Origin of the sequence: Balneola sp. (assembly GCA_003712055.1) — a bacterium.
GTDB lineage: Bacteria > Bacteroidota > Rhodothermia > Balneolales > Balneolaceae > RHLJ01.
This window is the reverse complement of sequence record RHLJ01000001.1, coordinates 999,762-1,024,722: the sequence shown is the minus strand read 5'-3', so window position 1 is coordinate 1,024,722 and position 24,961 is coordinate 999,762. Positions and strand designations below refer to the sequence as shown.

The window sequence follows — 24,961 nt, the reverse complement described above, 5'->3', positions numbered from 1 at the left end:
TATATGAAGATTGCTGTAGCTGGAACTGGATACGTTGGTTTGTCATTAGCTGTTTTATTGTCACAGCATCATCAAGTAGTAGCACTTGACATAGTCGAGGAAAAAGTTGATCTAATTAATAATAAAAAATCACCAATCAGTGATTCAGAAATAGAAAGTTTCTTATCAGATAAAGATTTAAACCTCGTAGCAACGGTTGATAAAGAAGAGGCTTATAAAGGTGCAGATTTCGTAATTATTGCTACTCCTACGAATTATAACTCGGAGACAAATAAGTTCGATACAAGATCAGTAGAAGCAGTAATTAAAGATGTGTTGAGCATTAACCCCCATGCTACCATGATAATAAAGTCTACCATTCCTGTAGGCTATGTAAAACATGCTAAGGAAGAGTTTAACTGTAATAATATCCTATTTTCTCCCGAATTTTTGCGCGAAGGCCAAGCGTTATACGATAATTTATATCCATCAAGAATTGTAGTAGGAGAGCAATCTGAAAGGGCCAAAGTTTTTGCTGATTTATTAATTGAGGGAGCTGTGAAACCTTCGGAGGAAATTTCAGTTTTATTTACAGATTCCACTGAAGCCGAAGCAATTAAACTTTTTTCAAATACCTACCTTGCGATGAGGGTGGCTTATTTTAATGAGCTGGACTCATACTGTGAGTCACACAATTTAAGTACAGTTCAGGTTATAAAAGGAGTAGGATTGGATCCAAGAATTGGAGACCATTACAACAATCCATCTTTTGGATATGGTGGTTATTGCTTACCAAAGGATACCAAGCAGCTTCTTGCAAATTATAAAGATGTTCCTAATAATTTGATCGGTGCTATTGTTGATGCAAACAGAACCCGAAAGGATTTTGTTTCTAACCAAATAATAAAGAAGAACCCTAAAGTTGTTGGTATATATCGATTAGTGATGAAAGCAGGGTCAGATAATTTTCGGGCTAGTGCAATTCAGGGAATCATGAAACGGATTAAAGCAAAGGGAATAGAAGTAGTTGTTTATGAACCGTATCTGAAAGAAGAAGAATTTTTCCATTCCAGAGTAATTACCAATTTAGGTGAATTTAAGCGGTTATCTGATGTAATTGTAGCAAATCGTATGGTAGATGAGATCAAGGACGTTGAAGATAAAGTCTACACTAGAGATCTCTTTGGAAAGGATTAAAGGAGATTCGAGGTGAATGCGATTCAATTTTCAGTAATCGGTTTTGGAAGAATTGGTCAACGCCATGCAAAAATTATTCAGGAATACAGTCATTCTGAACTCGTTTCGGTAGTTGATGTCAACACTAAGCAATTTGACTCTATTAATTCTCTAGGATTGGATTGTATAACTTATGAGTCAATTGTTGTTTTTTTAGATGAGGACAAAGGGAATTCCGAAATCGTAACAATTGCTACTCCTAATGGCTTTCATGCTGAATATGCAATAAAACTTTTAGAACATGGATATCATGTACTGATTGAAAAACCGATGGCATTATCAGAAGAGGAAGCTAAACTGATCATTAAAGCAGAGAAAGAGTCTAATAAAAAAGTGTTCGTAGTTAAACAGAATAGGTATAGTCCCCCTTCTGTTTGGATGAGAAATATGGTCGAGAGTGGTCTCATAGGAGATACTCTTATGGTTCAGGTAAATTGTTATTGGAATCGGGATGCTAGATATTATAAAGTGAGTGATTGGAAGGGTACAAAGGACTTAGATGGTGGAGCTCTATTTACTCAGTTCAGTCATTTTGTGGATATCATGTATTGGGTATTTGGAGATATAAAAGAACCCAAAGCTATTGTTAAGAATTACACCCATTCTGATTTGGTAGATTTTGACGATTCTGGTTTTGCACAATTCGAGTTTGAAAATGGAGGGATGGGTTCTATCAATTATTCTACTTCATGCTGGGATAAAAATATGGAGAGTAGTATTACTATTGTAGGGACAAAAGGTAGCTTCAAAGTAGGAGGACAGTACATGAATGAAGTAGAATATTGCCATATTCAAGGTTATGAGATGCCAGAATTACCAGCGACAAATCCTCCCAATGATTATGGCCCTTACAAAGGTAGTGCAGCTAACCATCATTATGTTTTTGAAAATATAGTGGATGTATTGAATGGTAAAGAAGAACCAATGGCGACTTCTTTTGATGGAATGAAAGTAGTTAGTATAATTGAGAGAATTTATAAGTCTGCAGGATTTACTAAATAGGTTCGATAATGTCGGAAAACGAACTTTTTATTCACTCTACAGCTATAGTAGAGAACCCAGATGGAATAGGAGCTAGAACTAAAATTTGGCACTGGGTTCACATAATGCCTGACGCAAGAATAGGCAATGACTGTGTATTTGGGCAAAATGTATTTGTTGGTAATGATGTGGTAATTGGGAATAATGTCCGAATCCAGAATAATGTCTCTATTTACGACGCTGTAATACTAGAAGATGATGTATTTTGTGGTCCGAGTATGGTTTTTACCAATGTGATTAATCCTCGTAGTCATGTTGAGAGAAAGGATGAGTATAAAAAAACCATAGTCCGTAAAGGAGCTTCAATTGGCGCTAATGCTACTATTGTATGTGGAAATGAAATTGGAGAATACTCATTTATTGGAGCTGGAACTGTCATTACAAAACCCGTCTCTGCATTTGCATTAGTAGTTGGCAATCCCGGTAAGCAAATAGGATGGGTTTCAAAATCCGGGAATCGATTAATATTTAATAATGAGAATGAGGCTACTTGTAAAGAAACAGGTGAACGGTACCAATTTAAAGACAATAAGGTTTTTCCTTTAAGCTCATGAATATTCCTCTCCTAGATCTTAAGGCCCAATATGAGACGCTTAGAGATGAAATAGAGCTGTCCTTAAAAAAAGTGTTGGAATCCCAACACTTCATAATGGGAGCTTTTGTTAAGCAGTTTGAAAAAGAAGTTGCAGAGTACTGTGAATCGGATTTTGCATTTGGATGTGCATCAGGATCAGATGCGTTACTTCTCGCTTTGATGGCAATTGATCTAAAACCTGGGGACTATGTTATACTTCCACCATTCACATTCTTTGCTACAGCTGGCGCGGTACACAGGTTAGGCGCTATACCGGTTTTTATAGATATCGATCCTTTGAGTTTTAATTTGGATCCAAAAAAAATAGAAGAGTTTCTTCAAGGAAAGGGAAAAGTTTATGATCGGATAAAGCCTGACCTTAAGAGAGTAAAAGCAATAATCCCGGTGCATCTTTATGGTCAAATGGCTGAAATGGGTCCAATTATGGATATTGCCAAAAGATTTGATTTATATGTGATCGAAGATGCAGCTCAATCCATTGGTTCCAGGTACAAAGGTAGTCAGGCTGGAAATATTGGAGATATAGGATGTTTTAGTTTTTTCCCAAGTAAGAACCTGGGAGCTTATGGAGATGCCGGTTTGGTAACTACAAATGATGAAGTGCTAGCTCAAAAATTAGATATCCTACGCCTACATGGGGCACGGCCTAAATATCATCACAAGTTTGTAGGAATTAATAGTCGGTTAGATGCTATCCAGGCAGCAATACTTTCAGTTAAATTAAAATATCTTGATCAGTGGTCTGAGACTCGTCGTGATAAAGCACTAAAATACAATATGTTATTTAATAAAAGTGAGCTTGTACAATCTAGTGATCTTATTTGTGCAAATGATTGTGATTCGCTGGGTACAGATTGTAAACTAAACTCCGACAAGCTGATCCTTCCTCTTGAGACTACTGGTAATCCAGAAAACGGAGGAAGGCATATTTATCATCAGTATACTATTAGAGTAAAGAACAGAGATAGAGTAGTAGATATGTTAAAGCAAGAGGGAATTGGTTCTGCAATTTATTATCCCGTATCGCTTCATATACAAGAGTGTTTTTCAGAGTTAGGCTATCAAAAAGAAGACTGTCCGATATCATATTGTGCAAGTCAACAGAGCTTATCTCTTCCCATTTATCCAGAACTGAATGATGATCAGCAAGAAAAAGTGGTTAATACCATAGCAAAAGCTTTACATTAAATCATGCTCAAATCCTCAATAACACAATTTATTTTAAAAGCTCTAGGGATTTTCATCTTATGGTACGTAGTGTATGAGCTCTGGCTTTTACCAGATGGACGATTAGATGAATGGTTAGCATTTAATATTGTAAGTGTTAGTTCAGGAATAATCCAGGCAATGGGTTATGAAATATGGACTTTGCATAGAATTTTAGGAATTGGAGAAAATGTAGGTATTGAGTTAGTAGATGGTTGTACAGGAATTTCTGCAATTGGTCTTTTTCTTGGGTTTATTTTGGCATACCCAGGAGACTGGAAAAATAGAATCAGTTTTTGCCTATTGGGAATTGGGGTTATTTATATAGTAAATATTCTCAGAATTGTGATTTTGGTGATTACGCAGGAAGAATGGAATAATTTTTTTGATATTACCCACGATTACTCTACAACCACGATATTTTATATAGTCATTTTTGTTATGTGGATGGCTTGGGTGAAATTTAGTGATGGTGATTTCAAATCTTCTCTCAAACTAGAAAATGCCTCTACTTAAAAAGTTATTACTACTTACAATCGTAGTGATAGTTTACTTTTTTGGAATTAGGAACTTAAGATCATTAGTACATGATTTTCATCTGGGGAGTGTTCTTCCTACCTCTTCTGGCTTAATAGATGGAGATACAAGCCTTTCTTTTTATTCTCAGTCTTCAGTCTCTTACACATTTTATTACAATTCTGACTCCAGCTATACTTGGGTTTACAAAATACCTTATGGAGCCTTTTTTTTATTCTCTTTGTTAGGTTTGATCTTAATTGATGCCAAAAGGGTTGATTACTTAATACTAATTGGGATTCATTTTACTTCAGGGTTAATTTCATTCCTATTCTTATTAGTTGGTATAAATTTCTATCACTATTTACTAATAGTTCCAGATCTTTTATCCAGATATTTAGTTCCCCTGTTTTCCTTAGGGTTAGTAGGATTCGCTTATTTAAAAAAGGACGGGAAACTTGGATAATCTGGAAGAGCAAACATATTCTCTCTTTGAAAATGTTATTTCTCGCATAAAAGCATCCTCCAATTCTGAGATTAATTTTTCATTCTTAAGCTCTCCAAAACCTGTTTGGGTAATAGGAGCAGGTAAGTCTTCAGGCTCACTTTTAAAAAAGTTTTTAAGAGAGAATAGAAGAGGACAGATTATTGACGGGATAATCATCACTAGAAATGAACCTCCTTCTTTAGCAAAAGTGCAAGTTTTTAAAGGCTCGCATCCATACCCAGATGCTTCTACTATTGCAGCTTCTTATGAAATACTTGAACTCACAAAAGGTATCCCGGCAGGTGAGACTGTAGTATTTTTGCTTTCTGGAGGAGCTTCGTCAATGTTGTGTATTCCACCTGAGAATATTGAGGAAGAAGAGCTTGCATATACTTATAAACTCCTTCTCAATTCAGGAGCTCCAATTAAAGAGATCAACATTGTTCGTAAACACCTTTGTCTTTTAAAAGGAGGACAACTAGCCCAGGCTCTGCATCATGTTAACCTGATTACGATTATCGAATCGGATGTACCAGGTGATGATCTTGAAACTATTGGAAGTGCACCTACAATTTGTGATTCTTCAACATTTCAAGATGCCTTTGAAGTATTAAAGGAATATCAGCTTTGGAGTAAAATTCCTGATTCAGTTCGTGAACATATTAGAAAAGGCCTGGCTGGTAAAATACTGGATACTCCAAAACCAGGGATTAATGATCACCCAAATCAAGAAATTCATCTGGTATCTAAGCCATCTGATTTTATTTCTGAAATCGAGCAGTATTATAAAGCCTCAGGGTACAATACCAGGGTTGCAAAACAAGCTTATAACGACGATGTTCAAATAGTATCCAAGCATATCTGTAGTAAAGCGATTTCAGTTCTTAGCAATAATGAGCCAATAGGAAAACCAGCGGCGTTATTATTTTATGGAGAAAGTACAGTGAAAGTAAAAGGACAAGGAAAGGGAGGGAGGAATCAAGAATTGGCATTAATGTCGGCTATATCAATTGAAGGTCAACACTCTATTACAATGCTAAGTATAGGAACGGATGGAATCGATGGGCCTACGGATGCTGCTGGAGCAATTGTTGACTCGTATACAACCCTTAAAGCAAGGAAAATGAAAATATCTCCGGAAGAATATTTGCAGAATAATGATTCATATAGTTTTCATGAACAGATGGGGACACTCGTTAAATTCGGAGAAACGGGGAAAAACCTTGCGGATTTACAAGTTGTAATTATTGAATAGTTGAGGTCAAGAAGTACGGAACGTATCTTTGTGAAGATTTATCATAGAATATGATTTGGGAGAATTCACTATACCTCTGGTTACTATTAATCATACCTATTCTGGTCCTTCTTATGTGGACCAAGAATCGATCTATCCTAAAGGCTCAGCAATCTTTTTTTGAACAAGAGCTATTTAAGTCATTAAGGAAAGGGTTTTGGTCCTTTGGTGCTATTACTAAAACCGTACTAACTCTAAGTGGGCTAATTCTTCTTATTACTTCTTTGGCTGGCCCTAAAATTGGAACTGAGGTTAGAGAAGTCAAACGTCGTGGGGTAGATATGTTGATAGCGTTGGATCTCTCTGCTAGTATGAACGCTGAAGATGTCCGCCCGAGTCGATTGGAAAAAGCAAAATTCGAGATAAACCGATTGATTGAACGATTAAAAGGGGACAGGGTTGGATTAATTGTTTTTACAGGGGAAGCCTATTTACAGAGCCCTATGACCCTCGATTATTCAGCTCTTCGTTTATTTCTTGAAATTGTAGATACCGATCAAATGCCGAGTTCAGCTACTGATTTCCAGTCTGCGATGGAAACAGCCCTTTCTGCTTTTGAGTCTTTGGAAGAAAATGCCACTGAGGCAGCCAAGGTATTGCTAATCATTTCCGATGGTGAAGATCACGGTCAATCGTTTGAAGAATCGCTTGATGAGCTTATAAATAATTCAATTTCAATATATACTTTAGGAATTGGTTCTTCTGAAGGAACTACAATTCCGTTATATGAAAATGAAACAGGACAATTAATAGGGTATAAGCGAGATAGAGATGGTAAAGTAGTAACAACTTCATTGCAACGTGATGTACTGAGGGAAATCGCTAATAAGGGAAATGGAAATTATTATGAAATCGAACGAGGGAATGATGGGATTGATGCTTTCCTAGCTCGTGTAGATGAGTTAGAAAAAGGAGAGTTTTCAAGTCAGGAATATGCTGACTTCAAGAATCAATACCAGTGGTTAGGGGCACTGGCACTCTTGTGTTTTGTAATATCGATTTTGGTTCCCTCCTACAAAGAAGAGACATAATGATAAGACTATTTATAACGGATCTAGATGGCTGCGTCACCGATCCATTTGAAACCCCTGATTGGGAAGCATATTCTGAGTTACGCAGATTGAATCTGAAAAGTATAGAAGATCATGATATTCCACCTCTTACTATTTGTACAGGGCGACCAATGCCCTATGCAGAAGCTCAGGCACTAATGTTGAGGATTACTGTTCCATTTATTTTTGAAAGTGGGGGAGGGATGTATGATGTTAAGAAAAATGAGCTTATTTGGTCTCCGTCTTTTAATAAAGATGCAGAACGTCATGTTAATGAAATTAAAGCATGGTCACATGAGCAAATACTACCAAACTTTGAAGGCGTAATTCCTGAATTTGCTAAGCATACGGATATTGGATTTATCCATAAGGACTCTTCGGTTATTGACAAAATTTATAAGCAAGCAACTGACTTGATCACATCGAATTACGAAAGTTTTGAGGTTCATAAAACAGATGTCTCGGTAAATATTATTCAGTCTGGAGCTAATAAAGGGAAAGGCATAGCGATGCTTTGTGACTACCTTGGAATTGAACTTGACGAGGTCGCTTATATTGGAGATTCCTCGGGTGATATACCAGGCTTAAAAATTGTTGGGATGCCATTTTCTCCTGCTAATGCAATTCAGGCTACAAAAAATGTGTCAGAAGTAATGAAAGGGCAATCTACAAAAGCTGTTGTTGAAGCTTATCAGACGATAATAGAACGAAACAAAAAAAGGTAATTGATTTACTGAATCTCTCGTTCCTGGATTAATTTGAGTAGCTCAAAATACTTCTCAATTAGGCGTTGATAATCCGGGGAATACTTGGTGAAGTTTGGGTCGTTTAATCGATTCCTGATTTGTTTTTCTAGTTCTTCAAGAGTGAGCTCTGGAGGTGTAGTCGGAGCTAAATTCTCCGCTGCATTACCCTCCCGTTTTTCCTCTTCATCCCTTTCCTGTAGTGCATTCTCAGCTTCAAGCATTCGAGAAAGAATATTTTGCTGACGCTCAATAAGTGTAGGATCAACGGCGCCACCTCTTAAATCATTGATGGTATCCTCCATTTCTTCAATCATCCTCTCTATTTCACTTCCTAATTTATCACCACCTTCTAGTTGTCCACTTCTTTGTAGCTGTTGAAGCTGCTTTCTTATCTCATTTTGTTGTCTTGAGATTTGATTAAGGCGATCCATTTGATCCTGGGTCAACCGCTCACCTTGCATATCATTAATCATCTCCTGTAACTGCTGATTCAGTTGTTGCTGATCCTGACCCATCTGTTGCATTTGTTCGATCATCTGCGGCATAGAAGGTTGCCCACTACCAGAGCCTCCTCCTTGACTATTAGATTCTTGTTCAAGGATATTTGCAATGAGGAATGCCAGATCATTAATTCCTCCTAAAGCCTGTCTGGAAGCTACAGAAGCTCTATTTTGGCTTCTTTCGGCCATTTGCTCAAGCGAACCTGAAAGCCTTAATTCTGTTTCTTCTTTCTTTTGAAGAATAGTGTTCGAGATTTGAGGTACTTCTTTCGAAAGTTCAAACAATGAATCGGATAAGGAGATAAAGATATCCTCAACATTTTTTTGGTTACGAGCGTGTTCCACAAAAGCCTGACTTCTATTTTCGGTAGTACTTGCATATGAAACCAAATCTTCTTGCTCAATGGACAGGTTTAACAAGCCATATAAGATATAATTAAGGCCGGCAATATTTAACTGCTGTTGCTCCTGCTGTATTTGATTAATAGTGTTTCTGGTTTCTTGAGCCATTTGCGAGAACATCTCTTGAATCTGTTGCCTTTGCTGCTCAATACTCTGCCTGTTCGAATCAGTAATACCTTCCTCAAGGGCCTTCTCTAAATCCTCCATCATTTTCCGAATCGTATCTTCAATCTCCTGAAGTTCTTCAGCTGACTTTTCCTGTAGTTCCTGTACAGGTTGTTCAGTTTTGGAAGTCATATTTTCAGAAAGCTTCATCAACTGATCGTATAATTGCTCCAACTCTCTGATCGCTTCTTCCTTTTGCTGTTTCTCCATTTCCGGAGAAAGCTGATCCTGCTCCAATTCTTCTTCCTGACGAGCCATGTCTTCATAGGACTCAGCAAGTTTTTCAAGATCAGATTGAAGCTTTAGATTTTTAAATAACTCAAGAGTTCTCTCAAGTCTTTGGCGATATAGTTCCTCATTAAACTCAGCTTGTTGCAGAGCATCCCTCATTTGATCGGGAGTCATTTCACTCATTTGTTGCTGAAGCTTTTCTAACGCCTCCCTAAATGCTGGGTCGTCAATTTCTTCCATTAACTTTTTTAGCTCTTCATATGCCGAGAGTGTTTCCTCGGAAAGCATATTCTTTTCGCTTAGCTCTTCCTTCAGCTCGTCAAATTTTTCATTCAACTCTTCAATTCTTTCCTGAATTTCTTCTTGCTGTTCTATTACTTCTTCTATTTGACGCTGATCTTCATAATTGACTTGTGGGTCTTCTTTCAATTGCTCTTTGAACGTATCATATTGGTCACTCATTTCCTGAAAAGCTTTTGATATATCCTCGAGATCAGTTTCGACCTCCGATTCACGCTCCTCTAATCCTTCGAAGTAATCAACTAGAGAAGGAACAGTTAAAGTGATCTCTTGAGATCTGGTGCTTTTATATCCATTGAAGCCATCATTATCTGTTACCTCAATCCAAAAACTTAACTCATCCTTAGGAGAAAGATTAAGGTCAGTTATATCCCAGAGAAATGATTGTAGTGCTCCGTTTCTCGGTGTTTCAAGCTCTGTGGTAACTTCATAAGGGCTATTAACAAAGGCCTTAACCAACTCATAATTTAACGTGGCCTTGGTTAGATCGAAGTCGTCATTAGCTCTAAATAATATCTCTATGGTAGTAGGTTCAACCGCTTCAAAGGAAGCGGAAGGCTCGAGGAGTTCTATATATGGATATTCGTCTTGAATCGCCTGGACAACAAACTCGAAATTATTGCTATTGCTCAATCCGTTGTTGTCCTCTAATGTAAATGAGAGAGTATCATTCTCTAAAACGGTAACAGAATGCTCAAATATATTTTCAGGAGCACTAAGAGAATCTAGCTGATTTTTTCTGTTCAGAATAAAAGTTAAAACAGGTTTATTCATCAATCCAGAAAGGACTAGTTCCGACCCCTGGTAAGCCTGAATATTTGAAAAAGGGTAGAAGTATGAAGTGCTGTCAATTCCGGTATATGAGGGCGGAACTACCGTTAAGTTTAACTCACTAAATCGTGGTCTTAGTTGCACATCTATAGAATAGGATCCGCTTTTATAGCCGTCCATCTCGATATAGTATTCAAGATCATTACTCAGATCGAAAGGAGTTGACGAGTAATAATTTTGGCTGTTAGCTTGCATATCTCTCCCCCTGAAATTTTCCTCAATGGGGGTTTTCATATACAGAACTACTTCTCGAGGTGTTTCTCCATCAAACTCGACTTGTACAGAAAATGGAGTTCCCTGCTCTATGGTGGTAGTTCCCGGAGTAACTATAAAAGCGAATGGGTTAGGTTTTTCGAAATCCTCCCAAAAAGCTCCAAGCCTTTTACTAGCTGAATCAAAAGAAAATGAGGTGAAAGCAAAAGCAATAAGAACTCCAATGGATAAGAACATTTTCCTTCTAGTGGATCTTATTCTATCAGATTGGGAAAGGAACTGATCTAGTTTCTCGGTAAGAAGAGCTCCATCAATTTGTTCCAGATTTTTGAAGATAGCTGCTTCTACTAACTTTGGATTTGCGTTACTATTCTTCTCAAGATCAAGGGCATAGGTAAGTGCAGGAACTTTAGATGAACGGGCAAAACCCCTGTAAAATTCGATAAAGGAAATACTTTTTTTATTTGAGTACCCATTCCAAAAAACGAAAAGTGTAGTAAGCAGAGCACCTGAAAGAGAAATGAATTTTAATCCAACTGATAAATAGAATGCATGTTCAGCTAATATGAGAACACAAAGCCAAGGTATCAGGATCAGAAGAGCCTGGTAGAGGACACCCATAGAACTGCTTCGATCGTAATTCTGGTGTGCTTTCTGAAGAATCTCTTTAAGTTGAGAAGAAGAATATGTTGAATCTGAGCCTTTCATCGATACTAAGAAACTACTTTACCCAATCAAAAACTATAAATCTTAGTTAAAAATTGTCGCTAAACCTGAGTTCGAGATAAGAAGCTTTTAGAAAAGCGAATAAACAATCCTCTCAGTCATTCCCGCGGAGGCGGGAATCTAGATTTAGCTTTCATAATTAGAATATTGCCTTTAAAACAATCTAGATTCCGGCTTTCGCTACGGAATGACTTTTTTTGACATTCAAAGGGTATTTCTTATCTCGAACTCAGGTGTTAAAGATCAGATAAGGCAAGTTTATTGGTAATTAAATACCTGTTGTTCTCTTTACCAATTCTGATCATTTCTGTTTCTAAATCATGTTCCAGAAAAAGGTTCCAGTTCCCGGAGATAGCCTTTTCAAGAAACTCCTTTTTTTCATTTAGGGTCTCAATAGGTCTCATATCATAACCCATTACCCAAGGTAGGGGCAGATGAACATGAGTAGGGAGTAAATCAGCAACAAATACGATGGTTTTTCCATCTCCCTCTATTTTGGGAAGTTGTTGCCCTAGAGTATGGCCATTTACAACGACGGTACTTAATCCTGGTTCATAGGTATGACTATCTTCCACCAAATTCAGATTGGGGTTCTCCTTCAATGGATTGATATTATCAGGAAGGAAACTCGCCTTTTCACGAGCATTAGGATTAGTAGCAGTTTCGAAATGTCGTTTGGTTACGTGATATGTGGCATTAGGGAATGTAAAAGCTATTTCATCAGCTTCATCAAAATAGGTTGTTCCACCACAGTGATCGAAGTGTAGGTGTGTGAAAATGATATCAGTAATATCATCAGGAGTAAATCCATGAGCTTTTAGAGAGTTCAAAAGTGTCTTTTCAGAAAAGTCGATCTGATAAATCTCCATCATCTTTTCATTGAACTTATCACCTACTCCATTATCAATGAGATAGATCTTACCTGATCGGTTAGATTTAACAAGCAGGCATCGCATGGTCATAGCTATGCGATTCTTTTCATCGGCAGGAATCCCTCTCGACCATAGTGTTTTAGGAACTACTCCGAACATAGCGCCTCCATCTAGTTTTATATCTCCTGTTTCTATGGAATAGAGTTCAAAATGTCCGAGGGTAGTTTTGGAGAGGTTCATAAGTTTTTTCTTTTAATATAAAAAAAGCCCCCACGCTAAAGCGAGAGGGCTTGTAAAATGTATGATCATTCTTTTAAAAAGATGGAACTACATCGTTCCGGAACATAGTATCTAGCATAGTAATAGTTACCATGATTATAAAGAATACAAAGGCTCCAATAAGAAGGAGGGTGTTAAATTTATTATCCCAGTATAGTCCCATGAAGAATGCAGCTACTAAGTATGCTTTACCGAAAGCAATAATAAGTGCTGATATAATATCAAAAGGAGCAGGTAGTCCCAGATTAGAAACCACAACTGTAAGTATGGTGAGGATAAATAATGCAGTACCTACTGACCAAAGTTGTTTTACCGAAGAAACGTGATGTTCGTGATTGTGTTCGCTCATTTCTAAAAACCTCTCATTCAATTAAGTATAGTAGTGGGAATAGGAAAATCCAGATCAAGTCAACTAAGTGCCAGTATAATCCTGTGATTTCAACCGGAGTATAGTATTCACTGTTGAAATGGCCTTTTCCAGCACGGATGTATAACCAAATCATCAATCCAATACCGACCAGAACGTGGAGGCCGTGAATACCGGTCATCATATAATAAATCCCAAAGAAGATATTGGCCTTTGGGTGCGAAAGCTCACTTAGGATTTCCGGAGTAGGATTCCAGAAAGAACCAGGAGCGATCCCTAGGTGTAGCTTATGCTCATACTCAAAGTACTTGATCACCATGAAGACACACGCTAGTGCAATGGTAATCAATAGATTTATCCGCAATCCACGGATTTGATTCTTTTGCGCAGAACGGATAGCCATTGCTACAGTTAAAGAACTACCAATAAGAACAACGGTGTTTACCCCTCCCCAAAGTTTATTTAACTCCAGGGCCGCTTGTGTAAAAAGTTCAGGATACCAGGCTCTGAATATGATATATGCGCAGAATAGCCCGCCGAAAAAGAGGATTTCGTTTACCAAAAAGACCCACATTCCCATTTTGGCTGATTCGAATTGTTGATCCGAATCCACAAAATGATGCTGAACATGAGCTGGTTGGGAAGCTGAATGATTCGCCATTTAGTGTTTAGGTATAAGGTTAATTAAGCTTTTTCAGTTTCTTGAGTTTCTGTCTCATGGTGTTCACCATGGCCATTATGAGAAACTGCTAGTCCAAGTTGGAATTCTTCCATTGGTTTGTGGTAGTCATATGGCCCATTAATTACAACAGGGGTGTGACTGAAGTTGTGGAAATCCGGAGGAGAAGTGGATTGCCATTCTAATGCCCGGCTATTCCATGGGTTAGATGGAGCCTTCTTTCCTGCGAATAAAGAATGAAGTAAGTAAACTAAAATGATCAGGAAGCCTACTCCTAGAATATAGGAGCCAATCGTTGAAGTCTGATGGAATGGCTGGAACTGATCGATGTAGTTATAATAACGTCTAGGCATTCCTTGAGATCCCATAATAAACTGTGGAAGGAAAGTCATGTTGAAGCCGATGAAGATCAGCACTGCTGCAATTCTTCCCCATGTTTCGTTGTACATCTTACCAGTCATTTTTGGCCACCAGTAATGCAGTCCCGCAAGTAGTGCAATTAATGTTCCACCCATCATTACATAGTGAAAGTGAGCTACCACGTAATAGGTATCATGTAAATGGATATCTACAGAAAGCGCTCCAAGCATAATCCCGGTAAAACCACCAATTGAGAATAAGAACAAGAAGATGAAGACATACAACATAGGTGTCTTCATATCAATCGAACCTTTATAGAGGGTTGCTATCCAGTTGAAAATCTTAATACCTGTTGGGATACCAACAAGGAAGGTTAGGAATGAGAACACGGTAGTTGCCACTGCAGATTGACCTGAGGTAAACATATGGTGTCCCCAAACAAGGAACCCAATAAATGCAATTGCCAAAGACGAAAGTGCAATCGCCCAATATCCAAATACTGTTTTCTTAGAAAAGGTCGAAATAACCTCAGAGATAATTCCAAAGCCAGGAACGATCATAATGTATACAGCAGGGTGGGAGTAGAACCAGAAGAAATGCTGGTATAATACCGGATCACCACCTTTAGCCGGATCAAAAATTCCAATGTCTAAAATATTCTCCATAGAAAGGAGAAGGATAGTTATTGCAAGTACAGGAGTAGCTAACACCTGGATAATAGAAGTGGCATACAATGCCCAAATATTCAAAGGAAGTCGATTCCAGGTGATACCTGGTGCTCTTAACTTATGAATGGTAGTAATGAAATTTGTACCGGTCAGGATCGAAGAGAATCCCAGGATGAATACCCCAAGGGTTACCCAAATCACGCCTAAAGAGTTAGTGTCAGAACTGTACGGAGTGTAGAACGTCCAGCCAGTATCAAAACCGCCTTTCGTAAGCGATACAAATGTGAAGATAGCCCCAATCACATAAATGTAGAAACTAGCCAGGTTTAATCTGGGGAAGGCCACATCCTTTGCCCCTAATTGCATTGGAAGAACAAAGTTACCCAACGCAGCAGGGATACTTGGGATCAAAACAAAGAATACCATTAATGCACCATGAATGGTAAATAGCTGGTTATAGGTGTCTGCTTCGATAAAAGTTTTTGCCGGTGTCCAAAGCTCAGTTCTTAATGCAATAGCCAAAAAGCCTGCCACAGCAAAGAAGATTGCTACTGAGACGAGGTACATAATCCCGATTTTCTTGTGGTCAACTGTAGTCATCCATGCCCAAACACCTTTCTCATCAGTCAGATAGGTGTTAGTTGGATTCTCAGAAGGGATAAACCTCTTTACTTGTAGCGTAGTCATATTTTTAGTTTCCGCTGTAGCCATATCACTCAAGTGTTTTTAGATATTCTATGATATTTGTGATTTCATCGTCGCTTAGACGCCCCTCATAAGGAGTCATTACATTGTCATATCCAGCAACGACTTTCTCTCCAGGGTAAAGAATAGATTCTCTGATATAATTTTCATCAACAGTGTAAGAACTACCATCAGCAAGTTGCTCTGTTCTGCCCCAAATACCTTTAAAGGTTGGGCCAATCATAGGTGAGCCATCCACAGAGTGACAGGTTTGACACCCTTGAAGCTCAACAAGTTGTTGCCCTTGCTCAACTGGTGTGCCCTGAACACCCCCACCATTAAGCTCCAGCCAGGTTTCAAAATCTTCAGGCTCATGAACAATTACTTTAGCTAACATATCGGAATGGCTGGTTCCACAATATTCAGTACAGAATACCACAGATTCGCCTGACTCTTCAGCCTGGAACCATACGTAGGTATAACGTCCCGGAACCACATCATGCTTTACTCTATAATCTGGAACAAAGAAAGAGTGCAATACATCTCGTGATTGCATTACCAACTTAATGGGACGTCCTTTTGGAACATGGATTTCATTCAAAGTTTGTGCTCCATTTTCGTAGCTCACGCTCCAGTTCCACTTAAAACCAGTAACATGAATTTCATAGGCATCATCCGGTACTGCTTTAAGATTCAACCAACCAGAATATCCCCACCCAAAGATCACCATAACGATGAGAAGGGGGATTACCGACCAGGTAATTTCAAGAGTATTATTGTGAGTGATTACAGGAGTTTTGTCGTCTTCTGATTTTCTTCTGTATTTAATGGCGAAGTAAACAAGTGCTATTGTTATACCAATTAAGAAGATGAGACTCACTTCATTGATGAAGTGAAAAAGCCCGTCGGTTGAATCTGCCGTAAGCGGAGATTTATTTTCCGGGAGCATGAAATCGAATAGTCTGCCCATTATTGGAAATCGATATTAGTGGTTACTTTTTTTGATCTTTCGCGAAGCCAAAAGAGGCTGAGAAAGATACCAAGAATTATTAGTGTAGCCAAGCCGCCAACCTTCATAATATTGACAGCTACAGGTACATAACTATTGGAATTTGGATCAAATTGATAGCAAAACATAAGTACCTTTTCGAGGGTACTTCCGATCTTTCCATCGGCTGATTCATACAGTGCATTGCGTACATCAAATTCATTGTATTGAATGCCATAAAGATAGCGGGTGATTTTCCCTTCCGGGCTCAACATAATGATAGCAGCACTATGTGCAAATTCCCCGGTTCCCTCTACCTCATTGTATTTAAAACCTACAGCATCAATAATTTTATCAATTTCTGATTTCTTGCCGGTTAAGAAATGCCAGCCTTCCTGTGCGCGAGGCTGGTTAAGTTTTGATACATATCTTTCTTTATATGAAGCGGCTAGCTCGTGATTTTCTTCCGGATCGATACTAAAAGAGATGATGTCGTATTCTTTTCCAACTTGCCATGCCAGATCATCAGCCACATTCAATACACCGTCAATTACCAGGCCACAAAGCATAGGGCATTCGTAGTAAAGAGGATTCAGAATAACTGGTCTGTCTTCAGAAAGGAGGGAGCCGATAGTTACACTATCACCTAGCGAATTTGAGAATTTGGCATCTAAGGGGATGTATTCTCCTAAAAATTCATCTACTCCAACGCCTTGCAGTGCTTCGGGCTGCTCTTTGTTAAGTTGAGCTTCAGCTTTAAAAGGAATCAGGAGCACTGCAGGCAAATAAAATGCTAACAGTGCAATGCGTCTCATCAGTAATTAATCGACAGCTATATTATTGATGGCTTCATCGATTGGGATATGGTATACACCATCTTCCAGATCAACAACACCAAAAGAGTTTAATTGCTCGGTTTGAGATGCCCTCATTTCTGTGATTTCAGTATATGAACTATTTTCAGAAACGGTTCTCTGTGCATTTAAGAAACTAAACTGAGCAAAAAAGATTAATCCCACAACAAATACTATCACCGTGACAATCCCTAATCCTGACCAAAAGAAGAGTGTACCATAATCCATGTTGTCATCATTAACACCGTGAGTAACGGCGCCAGCAAATGAGCTATCTACGGTCTCAAGAGTAACTTCATCTCCTGAGGTAGTAGAAATCTTAGTCTTTGAATCTTCAATGTGATCCGACATAATCGATCAAATATTAGTGGTGATACGTTTTTTCAAGGCACTCATCCAATCTTGGGTCATTCTCTGGAATCATGCTGTTTTGTTTGAACTTGTGAAAGAATAGCCCAAAGAACATCCCACCAAGCCCTAAAAATGTGGTAATGTCAATCCAGCTAAAGTGAATTCCGTGTTCGCTGAGCGTAGGCATTGCAATCCAATAAATTTCGAGGAAGTGCATCACTACTACGACGATAGCAACAAACCTTAGTACTCCTTTTCGGTGTTTTTGCTCTCTGTTCAGTAATACCAGGAATGGCAGAACAAAACGGAATAGCAATAAACCATAGGTAATGTATTTCCAATTACCTTCCATTCTGTGGTAGAACCAAAGTGTTTCTTCCGGAAGGTTAGCATAATAGATTAACAGGAACTGGCTAAATGCTATGTACGCGTAGAATACTGTAAAAGCGAAGAGCCATGCACCAAGATCATAAAGGTGTGCCTGACCAATGGTATTTTTTAGGTATCCGTTTCTGTGGAGGAAGAATACCATTAAAATCATGATAGCCCAGAAACTCTGGAAACTTATAGCGAAGAAATACACTCCAAACATGGTTGAAAACCAGTGAGGATCCAGAGACATTAACCAGTCAAAGCTGGCAAAAGCAATAGAAAGTCCAAACAGAGGAATTGCAGGAGCACTGACTTTTCTCATTAATGTGGTAATTCCCCAATCACCCGTTTTCTCAAGTTCTACAGAAGCTTTATAAAGTTTATGGCCCACAAATCCCCATATGGCAAAATAAATGATCTGTCTAATAATGAAGAAAGGAGTATTCAAATAAGCTTCTTTACCAGCTACTATATAGTCGTAGTTTGGTGAATTCGGATCGAAAAGCGAAGGCTCGGTCCAATGATGGTACAACGTGTGCATTCCTAGTAATATAGGAATGAAGAACAGTGCCCAAATCCAAAGGTTAGAACCGAAAGTTTCAGGAATCCTTCTAACAACTACTCCCCACTTAGACTTAGTGATGTGGTGAAACATCACCATAAATACCGATGCAAGAGCAATACCAGTGAAAAAGGTAAAACTTACTAAGTAGGAGAAGAAGAATTGTTCTGAATTAACGAAGTAGCCGATCACGCTAGCAACTAATCCAACAGCACCAACTCCAAACAAAATTTGGGGCAGCTTGCTGTCTGGTGAGAATTGTAAAGAATCTGTTATTGTAGGCTTATGACTCATTGTATATGTGTTTAAGCAAAAATCTCTTAGTTATTATCCGTGATGGTTTTCAAATATTCCACGATTGATTGCAGGTCGCTTTCTGAAAGAGATCCATAAGCATTAGCCATAAGTGGATCATATCCGTCTACGATTTTGGCGTAAGGATTAACAATCGATTCTATGAGATATTCGTCATCCTTAACAACAGTAATCGTTTCACCTGCCTCAGTTACCACTTGGCCTTCACTGCCATAAACATTTAACCATGATGGGCCAATTAAAGAACTTCCATCGTTAGAGTGACAAACAGCGCAAGCATATTGAGTAATTAATTCCTCTCCTCTAGCAGCAATGGCAACGACTCCTGCATCCTGTGGAGTTCTTGCTTCTTCGAGTGCAGCAAGCCTTTCTTCTTCTGCTGTAAATTCAGCTTGTAATTCATCCAGGTCAATGTCGTATTCAGCAATTTCTTCTTCACTTGCATTTTGACTTGCTTGCAATGCTCGGATATATCCTACAATAGCCCATCGGTCTTCAACTTTAACCTGATGTGCATAGGAAGGCATATTTCGTACTCCATTGTAGATAGCTGAATAAAGCTCGCCATCGGGAGCTTCTCTTAATCGAGCCTGGTGGAAGGTAGGAGCAGGCACATAACCGTATTGCCCGGTCATAATAATACCTTGTCCATCTCCAGTTATTCCATGACATGGAGTACAGTAAATTTCGTAGCGCTCTTTTCCTCTGTAAAGGAAGGATCTGGTGAATTCTACAGGAGTGTTTTCAACCCACTCACCGTTTTCATCAACTCCTTCATAATAAGCCAAGTCAGCTTTTCGGTAACCCCGAGCAACGGTTCCTTCAACAGGAGGGCGCATAGAGCGGCCATCTTCAAAGAAGGCATTTTCCTCCTGTGCTTCTTTTCTTGGTTGCTGATCCATGTTCATGTTAGGATGGATGGCAGGCTTCTCAGAAACAGTACCTCTACATCCCACTAGGACAGCACCTAGCACAACAATGGAAAGTGTCTTTTTTAAATGCATGAATGATATTCGGTGATTACTGTTAGTCGTCATACACTTCCTCGATATGAGTAGCTCCAGCTTCTTCAAAAAGCTGGCGAACCAAATCTTCCTGGAATTTGCTGTCTGTCGCTTCAATACATACGAAAAAGCCATCATCAGTAGCCTTCTTGAAGCGATCAACATTAAATAAAGGGTTATGAAGTCTTGGAAGTCCGTTTAAGAAGAACATTCCAAATACTGCACCAAAAGCAGAAAGAAGTACCGTTAATTCAAAAGTAACAGGTACCCATGCCGGTGCATTAAAAAATGGTTTTCCACTGATATTGATTGGATAGTCGATTGCTGACATCCAGTACATCATAAGTATTGCTCCACTAAATCCGAGTAACCCATGACCTAGTACAATCCATCCAAGTTTGGATTTCTTAAGGTTCATCGCCTTGTCAATTCCATGAATCGGAAAAGGGGCGTAAGTATCAAATTTATCATATCCGGCTTCAACCACTTTTTTAGAAGCGTCGATTAACGCTTTTGGGTTTTTGAATTCAGCGAGGATGCCGTAAAGCTTAGTATTGGTTTCTTTACTCATAGTATTTATACCGTTTCAGCTTTAGGGGTTGGAACTTCAATTTCGTGGGGATGATACTCCTGGGTCTCCTCGTCATAATTATGAGGATCAGCCTGTGGCATTACCGCTTTAATCTCCGCGATCGCAATCATCGGCAGGAAGCGCAAGAATGCAAGGAAGAAAGTAAAGAAGATACCGAAGGTTCCCACATAAGTAAGTACGTCCCAAATGGTTGGGGAGAAGTAATCCCAGGATGAAGGTAGATAGTCGGTGGCAAGTGAAGTAACCGTAATTACGAATCGCTCGAACCACATACCAATGTTCACCACAATGGAAATAAAGAAAGTGAATCCAACGTGGCGTCTTAATTTCTTTGACCAGAATACCTGCGGAGAGATCACATTACATAACATCATAATCCAATATGCCCAGGCATATGGACCGGTCGCCCTCAGCATGAAAATTGCTTTTTCATATTCAACACCACTATACCAGGCAATGAAGAACTCCATCATATAGGCAAAGCCTACCATAGAACCCGTAACCAGAATAATGATATTCATTTTCTCCATATGGTCATCCGTCATGATATCTTCCATGCCATACACCTTTCGCGCAACAAGCATTAAGGTGAGCACCATGGCAAAACCTGAGAAAATCGCACCAGCAACGAAATAAGGAGGGAAGATGGTAGTGTGCCATCCCGGAATCATTGAAACGGCGAAGTCAAAGGATACAATAGTGTGTACAGAAAGTACCAGTGGAGTAGCCAAACCGGCTAAAATCATATACGCTTTTTCGTAATTCCACCATGCACGACCACTACCTGTCCAACCTAATGAAGCGATACCGTAAGCTATCTTTCGAATTTTATCGGTGGCTTTATCACGTAGCGTAGCAAAATCCGGAACAAGACCTACATACCAGAAAAGCAGTGAAACGGTGAAATAGGTAGAAACGGCAAATACGTCCCAAAGTAGCGGAGAATTAAAGTTTGGCCACATTGCCATTTGATTTGGGAGCGGGAATACCCAATAAATCACCCAAATTCTTCCAACGTGAATACCAGGGAACATCAAGGCACAGATTACAGCAAAAATTGTCATCGCTTCCGCAAATCGGTTGATGGCAGTACGCCAATCTTGCCTAAAGAGGAATAAAATCGCAGAAATTAGAGTTCCCGCGTGACCAATACCAACCCACCATACGAAGTTGATAATCGCCCATCCCCAACCAACAGGGTTCATTAAGCCCCAAATTCCGGTTCCTTCCCAAACCAGGTAACCAACTGCAATAAGGAATACACCAAGTAGTGCATTCGAAATAAGCATGAACAGGTACCATAATTTTGGAGTAGGGCGAAGATTTACATCAGTAACCAGTTTAGTGATACTGGCAAAATCATGATTTCCCTTAACAAGAGCGGGTTCCGGTATATATTCGTATTTACTCATTAGTGGGCAGCTTCCTGTTTAGTATCATCTACCAATGCCGGGTTCGGATTGGTTAATTTGGCAATGTATGATGTTCTTGGACGGACATTGAGTTCTTCCAACATCAAATAATTTCTTTCATTGTACTTCATTTGTGAAACTTCACTGTTTTTATCAGTCAAGTCTCCGAAGTAAATGGCATCAGCAGGGCAAGCTTGCTGACAAGCCGTCTTTACAGTACCGTCAGCAGGTTTTGGTGAGCCAGTTTCAATTTTGGTATTGATTTTAGCTCTGTTAACACGCTGTACACAGTAAGTACATTTCTCCATTACCCCTCTGAAACGAACAGTTACTTCGGGGTTCATCGCCATTTGGATGATATCCGGATCTTCTCCGGTTGTCAGATATTCTTTTGGATAGTTGAAGAAGTTAAATCTTCGAACTTTGAATGGGCAGTTGTTTGCACAATAACGAGTACCAATACAACGGTTATACGTCATTTGGTTCATTCCATCATCACTATGTGTAGTAGCAGCCACTGGGCAAACCTGCTCACAAGGGGCTAATTCGCAGTGCATACAAGGAACTGGCTGATGAACAGCCTGAGGATCATGCTCATCTCCCATATAATAGCGGTCATTTCTGATCCAATGCATTTCACGGCCACGACTAACTTCCCTTTTTCCAATAACTGGGATGTTATTTTCACTTTGGCAGGCAATAATACATACACCACAACCAAAACATGAGTTCAGGTCAATGGCCATTCCCCATTGTGGCTCATAATCAGGATAGGTCTGCTCATCAAACAGAGAGATGAGATCGTCTTCCCCTTTTTCGTTTGCTTCCTTTTGGCCTGGAACTTCATATTTATGAACATAGGCGAATGAAGCATATTCAGGAGTCTTTTTGTATTTCTCAAGTGTAGCCTGACGATACATATCACGGCCTTCAAGGCTATGATGATCCTGAACACAAGCAATGCTATATGTTCCACTTGCTTTTGAAATACTACCTGAATTAAATAATAGTGCGCTTGACTGTACCAGTGGATATACATTTATTCCACCAGAAAATACCGTACTATCAAAAAGCTGAGAAGTATCGGAAGTTACATCAGCAACTCGCCCGATTCCTTCTTTTCCGTATCCTGCATTTAGCGTAATAGATTCATCAGCGTGACCTGGTTGAATCCATGCAGCAATGGTGATAGAAGTGCCATTAACAGTAACATTCACAAGATCTTCGTTTTCGACTCCAAGGCTGGCAGCTGTAGCTGGACTCATAAGAGCCACATTGTCCCAGGTAATCTTCGTCATTGGGTCTGGTAACTCTTGAAGCCAACCGTTATTAGCAAACCGGCCATCATATAAGGAATAGTCAGGTCGAATAACTATTTCAATACCATTAATTGGTGTAGCATCGCTTGGAGAAACAGATCTCAATCGAACGTTAGCCGTTCTATATCCATCATTAATGTCAATTCCATCATGGAGGATATCTTTCCAACGATTTTCAAAATTTGAGCGGTAGTACCCGTTAAAGGTACTTTTGACAAGGTCATGGCCAGATACTTTCTCACCATTTACGATAGCACCAAGGAATTCAATATCGCTTAAGGAATCATGCAATGGTTGAATTTGTGGTTGAATCACAGAACGTGCACCACCAAATGAATATCCATCGCCCCATGCTTCGAGATAGTGAGAACGCGCTACATGCCAGTTTGCATTTGTAGAGCTCTCATCTCTGTAACTTCCAAAATGGATTACTTCTGCTGCATTAGAAAGCGCACTTGCAAAGGATAAATCAGCAGGAGCAGTGAAGACCGGATTTGTACCTAATAATACAACGGTATCAACATTGCCTGCGTTAAGAGCTGATACTGCGCTAGAAAAAGATTCAAAATTACTTTGATCATCAATGGAAGGAACTTCAAGATAACTTACAGTGCTTCCAACATTATCCAACGCCACATTAATAGCATTGATAATGGCATGAGCGCTTGGAGAATGATCAAAACCGATTGAAACGACACAACGTCCGGCGTGAGAAGCTAGGTCATCTGCCATTGCAGTAATGAAGTTGTCCCCGGTGAATTTATTGCTAACTCCGCTAAAGGCATTAAGCCCGCTAATTCTGGAAGAAAGCTCTCCTGCAAGCGCATTGGCAAAAGCTTCAACTTCACTTGCTTTAACTCTTAGCCTGTTATCAGCATAAGAACCAGTTAGAGTAAATCCGTTCTCTACCGAATAGATTCGATTCATAGAATCGCCGGTGCTGGTTACTTTCCTGCGTGATGTAACCTGCTTTGCATATTCTACATTATTTGGATGAGTAGGAGATAGGAAGTCATCGTCAAGCGATACAATTACATCGGCATTGGTGTAATTGTATAGAGTACGAAGTCTACTTCCGAAAGCGATTTGGGCTCCTTCAACAATAGCATTCTCACCAAAAGGCTCGAAAGTAACCCAGCTTGCGTTTCTAAATTTGTTTAAAGCTTCTTCTTTAAGCGATTGAAAAGTCGGTGAAGAATTAGCTTCTGATATAAATAGGATATTCTTGTTGGTATCAGAGAAATGCTCACTTGCAAAGCTGATGAATTCATCAGTAGTAGCTTTACTCCCATTGCGGAGCGGGCTTCTCGAACGATCAGGATCGTACATTTCAAGGATAGATGCCTGATGATAGGAATTGGTATTTCCTAAACTCGCAGGGTGAAGGTCATTTCCTTCTACTTTAGTAGGCCGTCCCTGATGGTTTTCAACAACTAGACCAGTAAGGTTACCTTGGAATGGCATTGCAGTGGCATAAAAAAGAGGAATGCCGGGAACAATGTCTTCAGGTTGTTGAGAATAAGGAAGAATTTTTTGAACTGGTCGACGGCAAGCAGCAAAACCTGCAAGTGCGATAGACGCTCCCATCACTCGGAGGAATCCCTTTCTGGAAACACCGTCTTTTAGTTCGGTGGCATTCTCAGGGAATTCTCGTTCAACAAAATTTTGATATTCTTTATTCTGAGCTAATTCGTTTAAGCTTTTCCAGTATGTATTCTGTGTAACTTCGCTCATTGGATGATTATAAGTTCAACTATCCTTTC

At 39.3% G+C, this 24,961-nt stretch carries 22 protein-coding genes; 9 read left to right on the top strand and 13 right to left on the bottom strand.

Annotated elements, in window-relative coordinates:
* Window positions 1-3 precede the first annotated feature (3 nt).
* The 9 genes from ED557_04550 to ED557_04510 are packed head-to-tail and all read left to right on the top strand — an operon-like array spanning window position 4 to window position 8,131.
* Window positions 4-1,176 (top strand): nucleotide sugar dehydrogenase, encoded by a 1,173-nt coding sequence (locus tag ED557_04550; GenBank protein RNC86046.1) that lies wholly within the window; start codon window positions 4-6, stop codon window positions 1,174-1,176.
* 12 nt (window positions 1,177-1,188) lie between these two features.
* A complete protein-coding gene (locus ED557_04545) occupies window positions 1,189-2,217 on the top strand; it encodes a gfo/Idh/MocA family oxidoreductase (GenBank protein ID RNC86045.1) in 1,029 nt (342 codons plus the stop codon).
* Window positions 2,218-2,225: 8 nt separating this feature from the next.
* Entirely contained in the window at window positions 2,226-2,810 is a 585-nt protein-coding gene (locus ED557_04540) for an N-acetyltransferase (GenBank protein ID RNC86044.1), read from the top strand.
* The gene (locus ED557_04535) at window positions 2,807-4,039 is read left to right on the top strand and encodes a DegT/DnrJ/EryC1/StrS family aminotransferase (GenBank protein ID RNC86043.1); all 1,233 of its coding nucleotides are present in this window, start codon (window positions 2,807-2,809) and stop codon (window positions 4,037-4,039) included. Before ED557_04540 ends, ED557_04535 begins: the two co-directional genes overlap by 4 nt.
* A complete protein-coding gene (locus tag ED557_04530) occupies window positions 4,040-4,573 on the top strand; it encodes an exosortase/archaeosortase family protein (protein ID RNC86042.1) in 534 nt (177 codons plus the stop codon).
* Window positions 4,560-5,039, top strand: coding sequence for a hypothetical protein (locus ED557_04525; GenBank protein ID RNC86041.1), 480 nt, complete (start codon window positions 4,560-4,562; stop codon window positions 5,037-5,039). Before ED557_04530 ends, ED557_04525 begins: the two co-directional genes overlap by 14 nt.
* Window positions 5,032-6,315 carry a DUF4147 domain-containing protein gene (locus ED557_04520; GenBank protein RNC86040.1) on the top strand — a complete coding sequence of 428 codons (1,284 nt, stop codon included), beginning with the start codon at window positions 5,032-5,034 and terminating at the stop codon, window positions 6,313-6,315. The genes ED557_04525 and ED557_04520 overlap by 8 nt, the downstream gene beginning before the upstream one ends.
* Before the next feature lie 50 nt (window positions 6,316-6,365).
* Window positions 6,366-7,385, top strand: coding sequence for a VWA domain-containing protein (locus tag ED557_04515; protein RNC86039.1), 1,020 nt, complete (start codon window positions 6,366-6,368; stop codon window positions 7,383-7,385).
* On the top strand, window positions 7,385-8,131 hold the full coding sequence (locus ED557_04510) for an HAD-IIB family hydrolase (GenBank protein ID RNC86038.1): 747 nt from the start codon (window positions 7,385-7,387) through the stop codon (window positions 8,129-8,131). The genes ED557_04515 and ED557_04510 overlap by 1 nt, the downstream gene beginning before the upstream one ends.
* Window positions 8,132-8,136: 5 nt before the next feature.
* Here ED557_04510 and ED557_04505 read toward each other — a convergent pair whose 3' ends face one another.
* The 13 genes from ED557_04505 to ED557_04445 form a co-directional block, all read right to left on the bottom strand.
* Window positions 8,137-11,502 (bottom strand): hypothetical protein, encoded by a 3,366-nt coding sequence (locus ED557_04505; protein ID RNC86037.1) that lies wholly within the window; start codon window positions 11,500-11,502, stop codon window positions 8,137-8,139.
* Window positions 11,503-11,756: 254 nt separating this feature from the next.
* On the bottom strand, window positions 11,757-12,632 hold the full coding sequence (locus tag ED557_04500) for an MBL fold metallo-hydrolase (GenBank protein RNC86036.1): 876 nt from the start codon (window positions 12,630-12,632) through the stop codon (window positions 11,757-11,759).
* Between the two features lie 73 nt (window positions 12,633-12,705).
* A complete protein-coding gene (locus tag ED557_04495; GenBank protein RNC86035.1) occupies window positions 12,706-13,020 on the bottom strand; it encodes a hypothetical protein in 315 nt (104 codons plus the stop codon).
* 13 nt (window positions 13,021-13,033) lie between these two features.
* Window positions 13,034-13,699: a cytochrome c oxidase subunit 3 family protein gene (locus ED557_04490; protein ID RNC86034.1), complete on the bottom strand. Its 666-nt coding sequence runs from the start codon at window positions 13,697-13,699 to the stop codon at window positions 13,034-13,036.
* 23 nt (window positions 13,700-13,722) lie between these two features.
* Window positions 13,723-15,456 carry a cytochrome c oxidase subunit I gene (gene ctaD, locus ED557_04485; protein ID RNC86033.1) on the bottom strand — a complete coding sequence of 578 codons (1,734 nt, stop codon included), beginning with the start codon at window positions 15,454-15,456 and terminating at the stop codon, window positions 13,723-13,725.
* Between the two features lies 1 nt (window position 15,457).
* Complete coding sequence (coxB, locus tag ED557_04480; protein ID RNC86032.1) at window positions 15,458-16,399, bottom strand: cytochrome c oxidase subunit II; 942 nt, start codon at window positions 16,397-16,399, stop codon at window positions 15,458-15,460.
* Window positions 16,399-17,232, bottom strand: coding sequence for an SCO family protein (locus tag ED557_04475; GenBank protein RNC86031.1), 834 nt, complete (start codon window positions 17,230-17,232; stop codon window positions 16,399-16,401). The genes coxB and ED557_04475 overlap by 1 nt, the downstream gene beginning before the upstream one ends.
* Before the next feature lie 6 nt (window positions 17,233-17,238).
* The gene (locus ED557_04470; GenBank protein RNC86030.1) at window positions 17,239-17,622 is read right to left on the bottom strand and encodes a hypothetical protein; all 384 of its coding nucleotides are present in this window, start codon (window positions 17,620-17,622) and stop codon (window positions 17,239-17,241) included.
* A gap of 13 nt (window positions 17,623-17,635) precedes the next feature.
* On the bottom strand, window positions 17,636-18,850 hold the full coding sequence (locus tag ED557_04465; GenBank protein ID RNC86029.1) for a hypothetical protein: 1,215 nt from the start codon (window positions 18,848-18,850) through the stop codon (window positions 17,636-17,638).
* Window positions 18,851-18,876: 26 nt separating this feature from the next.
* Entirely contained in the window at window positions 18,877-19,875 is a 999-nt protein-coding gene (locus ED557_04460) for a hypothetical protein (protein RNC86028.1), read from the bottom strand.
* A 22-nt stretch (window positions 19,876-19,897) separates the two neighbouring features.
* Window positions 19,898-20,446: a DUF3341 domain-containing protein gene (locus ED557_04455; protein ID RNC86027.1), complete on the bottom strand. Its 549-nt coding sequence runs from the start codon at window positions 20,444-20,446 to the stop codon at window positions 19,898-19,900.
* Between the two features lie 5 nt (window positions 20,447-20,451).
* Complete coding sequence (locus ED557_04450) at window positions 20,452-21,879, bottom strand: hydrogenase (protein RNC86026.1); 1,428 nt, start codon at window positions 21,877-21,879, stop codon at window positions 20,452-20,454.
* Window positions 21,879-24,932, bottom strand: a complete 3,054-nt coding sequence (locus tag ED557_04445; GenBank protein ID RNC86025.1) for a 4Fe-4S dicluster domain-containing protein — start codon at window positions 24,930-24,932, stop codon at window positions 21,879-21,881. Before ED557_04445 ends, ED557_04450 begins: the two co-directional genes overlap by 1 nt.
* Window positions 24,933-24,961: the final 29 nt, after the last annotated feature.

What these genes read in the sequence shown, in the direction of transcription:
- ED557_04550 (RNC86046.1), top strand. Translation starts at nt 4, where the DNA reads ATGAAGATTGCTGTAGCTGGAACTGGATACGTTGGTTTGTCATTAGCT.
- ED557_04540 (RNC86044.1), top strand. Translation starts at nt 2,226, where the DNA reads ATGTCGGAAAACGAACTTTTTATTCACTCTACAGCTATAGTAGAGAAC.
- ED557_04535 (RNC86043.1), top strand. Translation starts at nt 2,807, where the DNA reads ATGAATATTCCTCTCCTAGATCTTAAGGCCCAATATGAGACGCTTAGA.
- ED557_04525 (RNC86041.1), top strand. Translation starts at nt 4,560, where the DNA reads ATGCCTCTACTTAAAAAGTTATTACTACTTACAATCGTAGTGATAGTT.
- ED557_04515 (RNC86039.1), top strand. Translation starts at nt 6,366, where the DNA reads ATGATTTGGGAGAATTCACTATACCTCTGGTTACTATTAATCATACCT.
- ED557_04510 (RNC86038.1), top strand. Translation starts at nt 7,385, where the DNA reads ATGATAAGACTATTTATAACGGATCTAGATGGCTGCGTCACCGATCCA.
- ED557_04505 (RNC86037.1), bottom strand. Translation starts at nt 11,502, where the DNA reads ATGAAAGGCTCAGATTCAACATATTCTTCTTCTCAACTTAAAGAGATT.
- ED557_04500 (RNC86036.1), bottom strand. Translation starts at nt 12,632, where the DNA reads ATGAACCTCTCCAAAACTACCCTCGGACATTTTGAACTCTATTCCATA.
- ED557_04495 (RNC86035.1), bottom strand. Translation starts at nt 13,020, where the DNA reads ATGAGCGAACACAATCACGAACATCACGTTTCTTCGGTAAAACAACTT.
- ED557_04490 (RNC86034.1), bottom strand. Translation starts at nt 13,699, where the DNA reads ATGGCGAATCATTCAGCTTCCCAACCAGCTCATGTTCAGCATCATTTT.
- ctaD (RNC86033.1), bottom strand. Translation starts at nt 15,456, where the DNA reads ATGGCTACAGCGGAAACTAAAAATATGACTACGCTACAAGTAAAGAGG.
- coxB (RNC86032.1), bottom strand. Translation starts at nt 16,399, where the DNA reads ATGGGCAGACTATTCGATTTCATGCTCCCGGAAAATAAATCTCCGCTT.
- ED557_04475 (RNC86031.1), bottom strand. Translation starts at nt 17,232, where the DNA reads ATGAGACGCATTGCACTGTTAGCATTTTATTTGCCTGCAGTGCTCCTG.
- ED557_04470 (RNC86030.1), bottom strand. Translation starts at nt 17,622, where the DNA reads ATGTCGGATCACATTGAAGATTCAAAGACTAAGATTTCTACTACCTCA.
- ED557_04465 (RNC86029.1), bottom strand. Translation starts at nt 18,850, where the DNA reads ATGAGTCATAAGCCTACAATAACAGATTCTTTACAATTCTCACCAGAC.
- ED557_04460 (RNC86028.1), bottom strand. Translation starts at nt 19,875, where the DNA reads ATGCATTTAAAAAAGACACTTTCCATTGTTGTGCTAGGTGCTGTCCTA.
- ED557_04455 (RNC86027.1), bottom strand. Translation starts at nt 20,446, where the DNA reads ATGAGTAAAGAAACCAATACTAAGCTTTACGGCATCCTCGCTGAATTC.
- ED557_04450 (RNC86026.1), bottom strand. Translation starts at nt 21,879, where the DNA reads ATGAGTAAATACGAATATATACCGGAACCCGCTCTTGTTAAGGGAAAT.
- ED557_04445 (RNC86025.1), bottom strand. Translation starts at nt 24,932, where the DNA reads ATGAGCGAAGTTACACAGAATACATACTGGAAAAGCTTAAACGAATTA.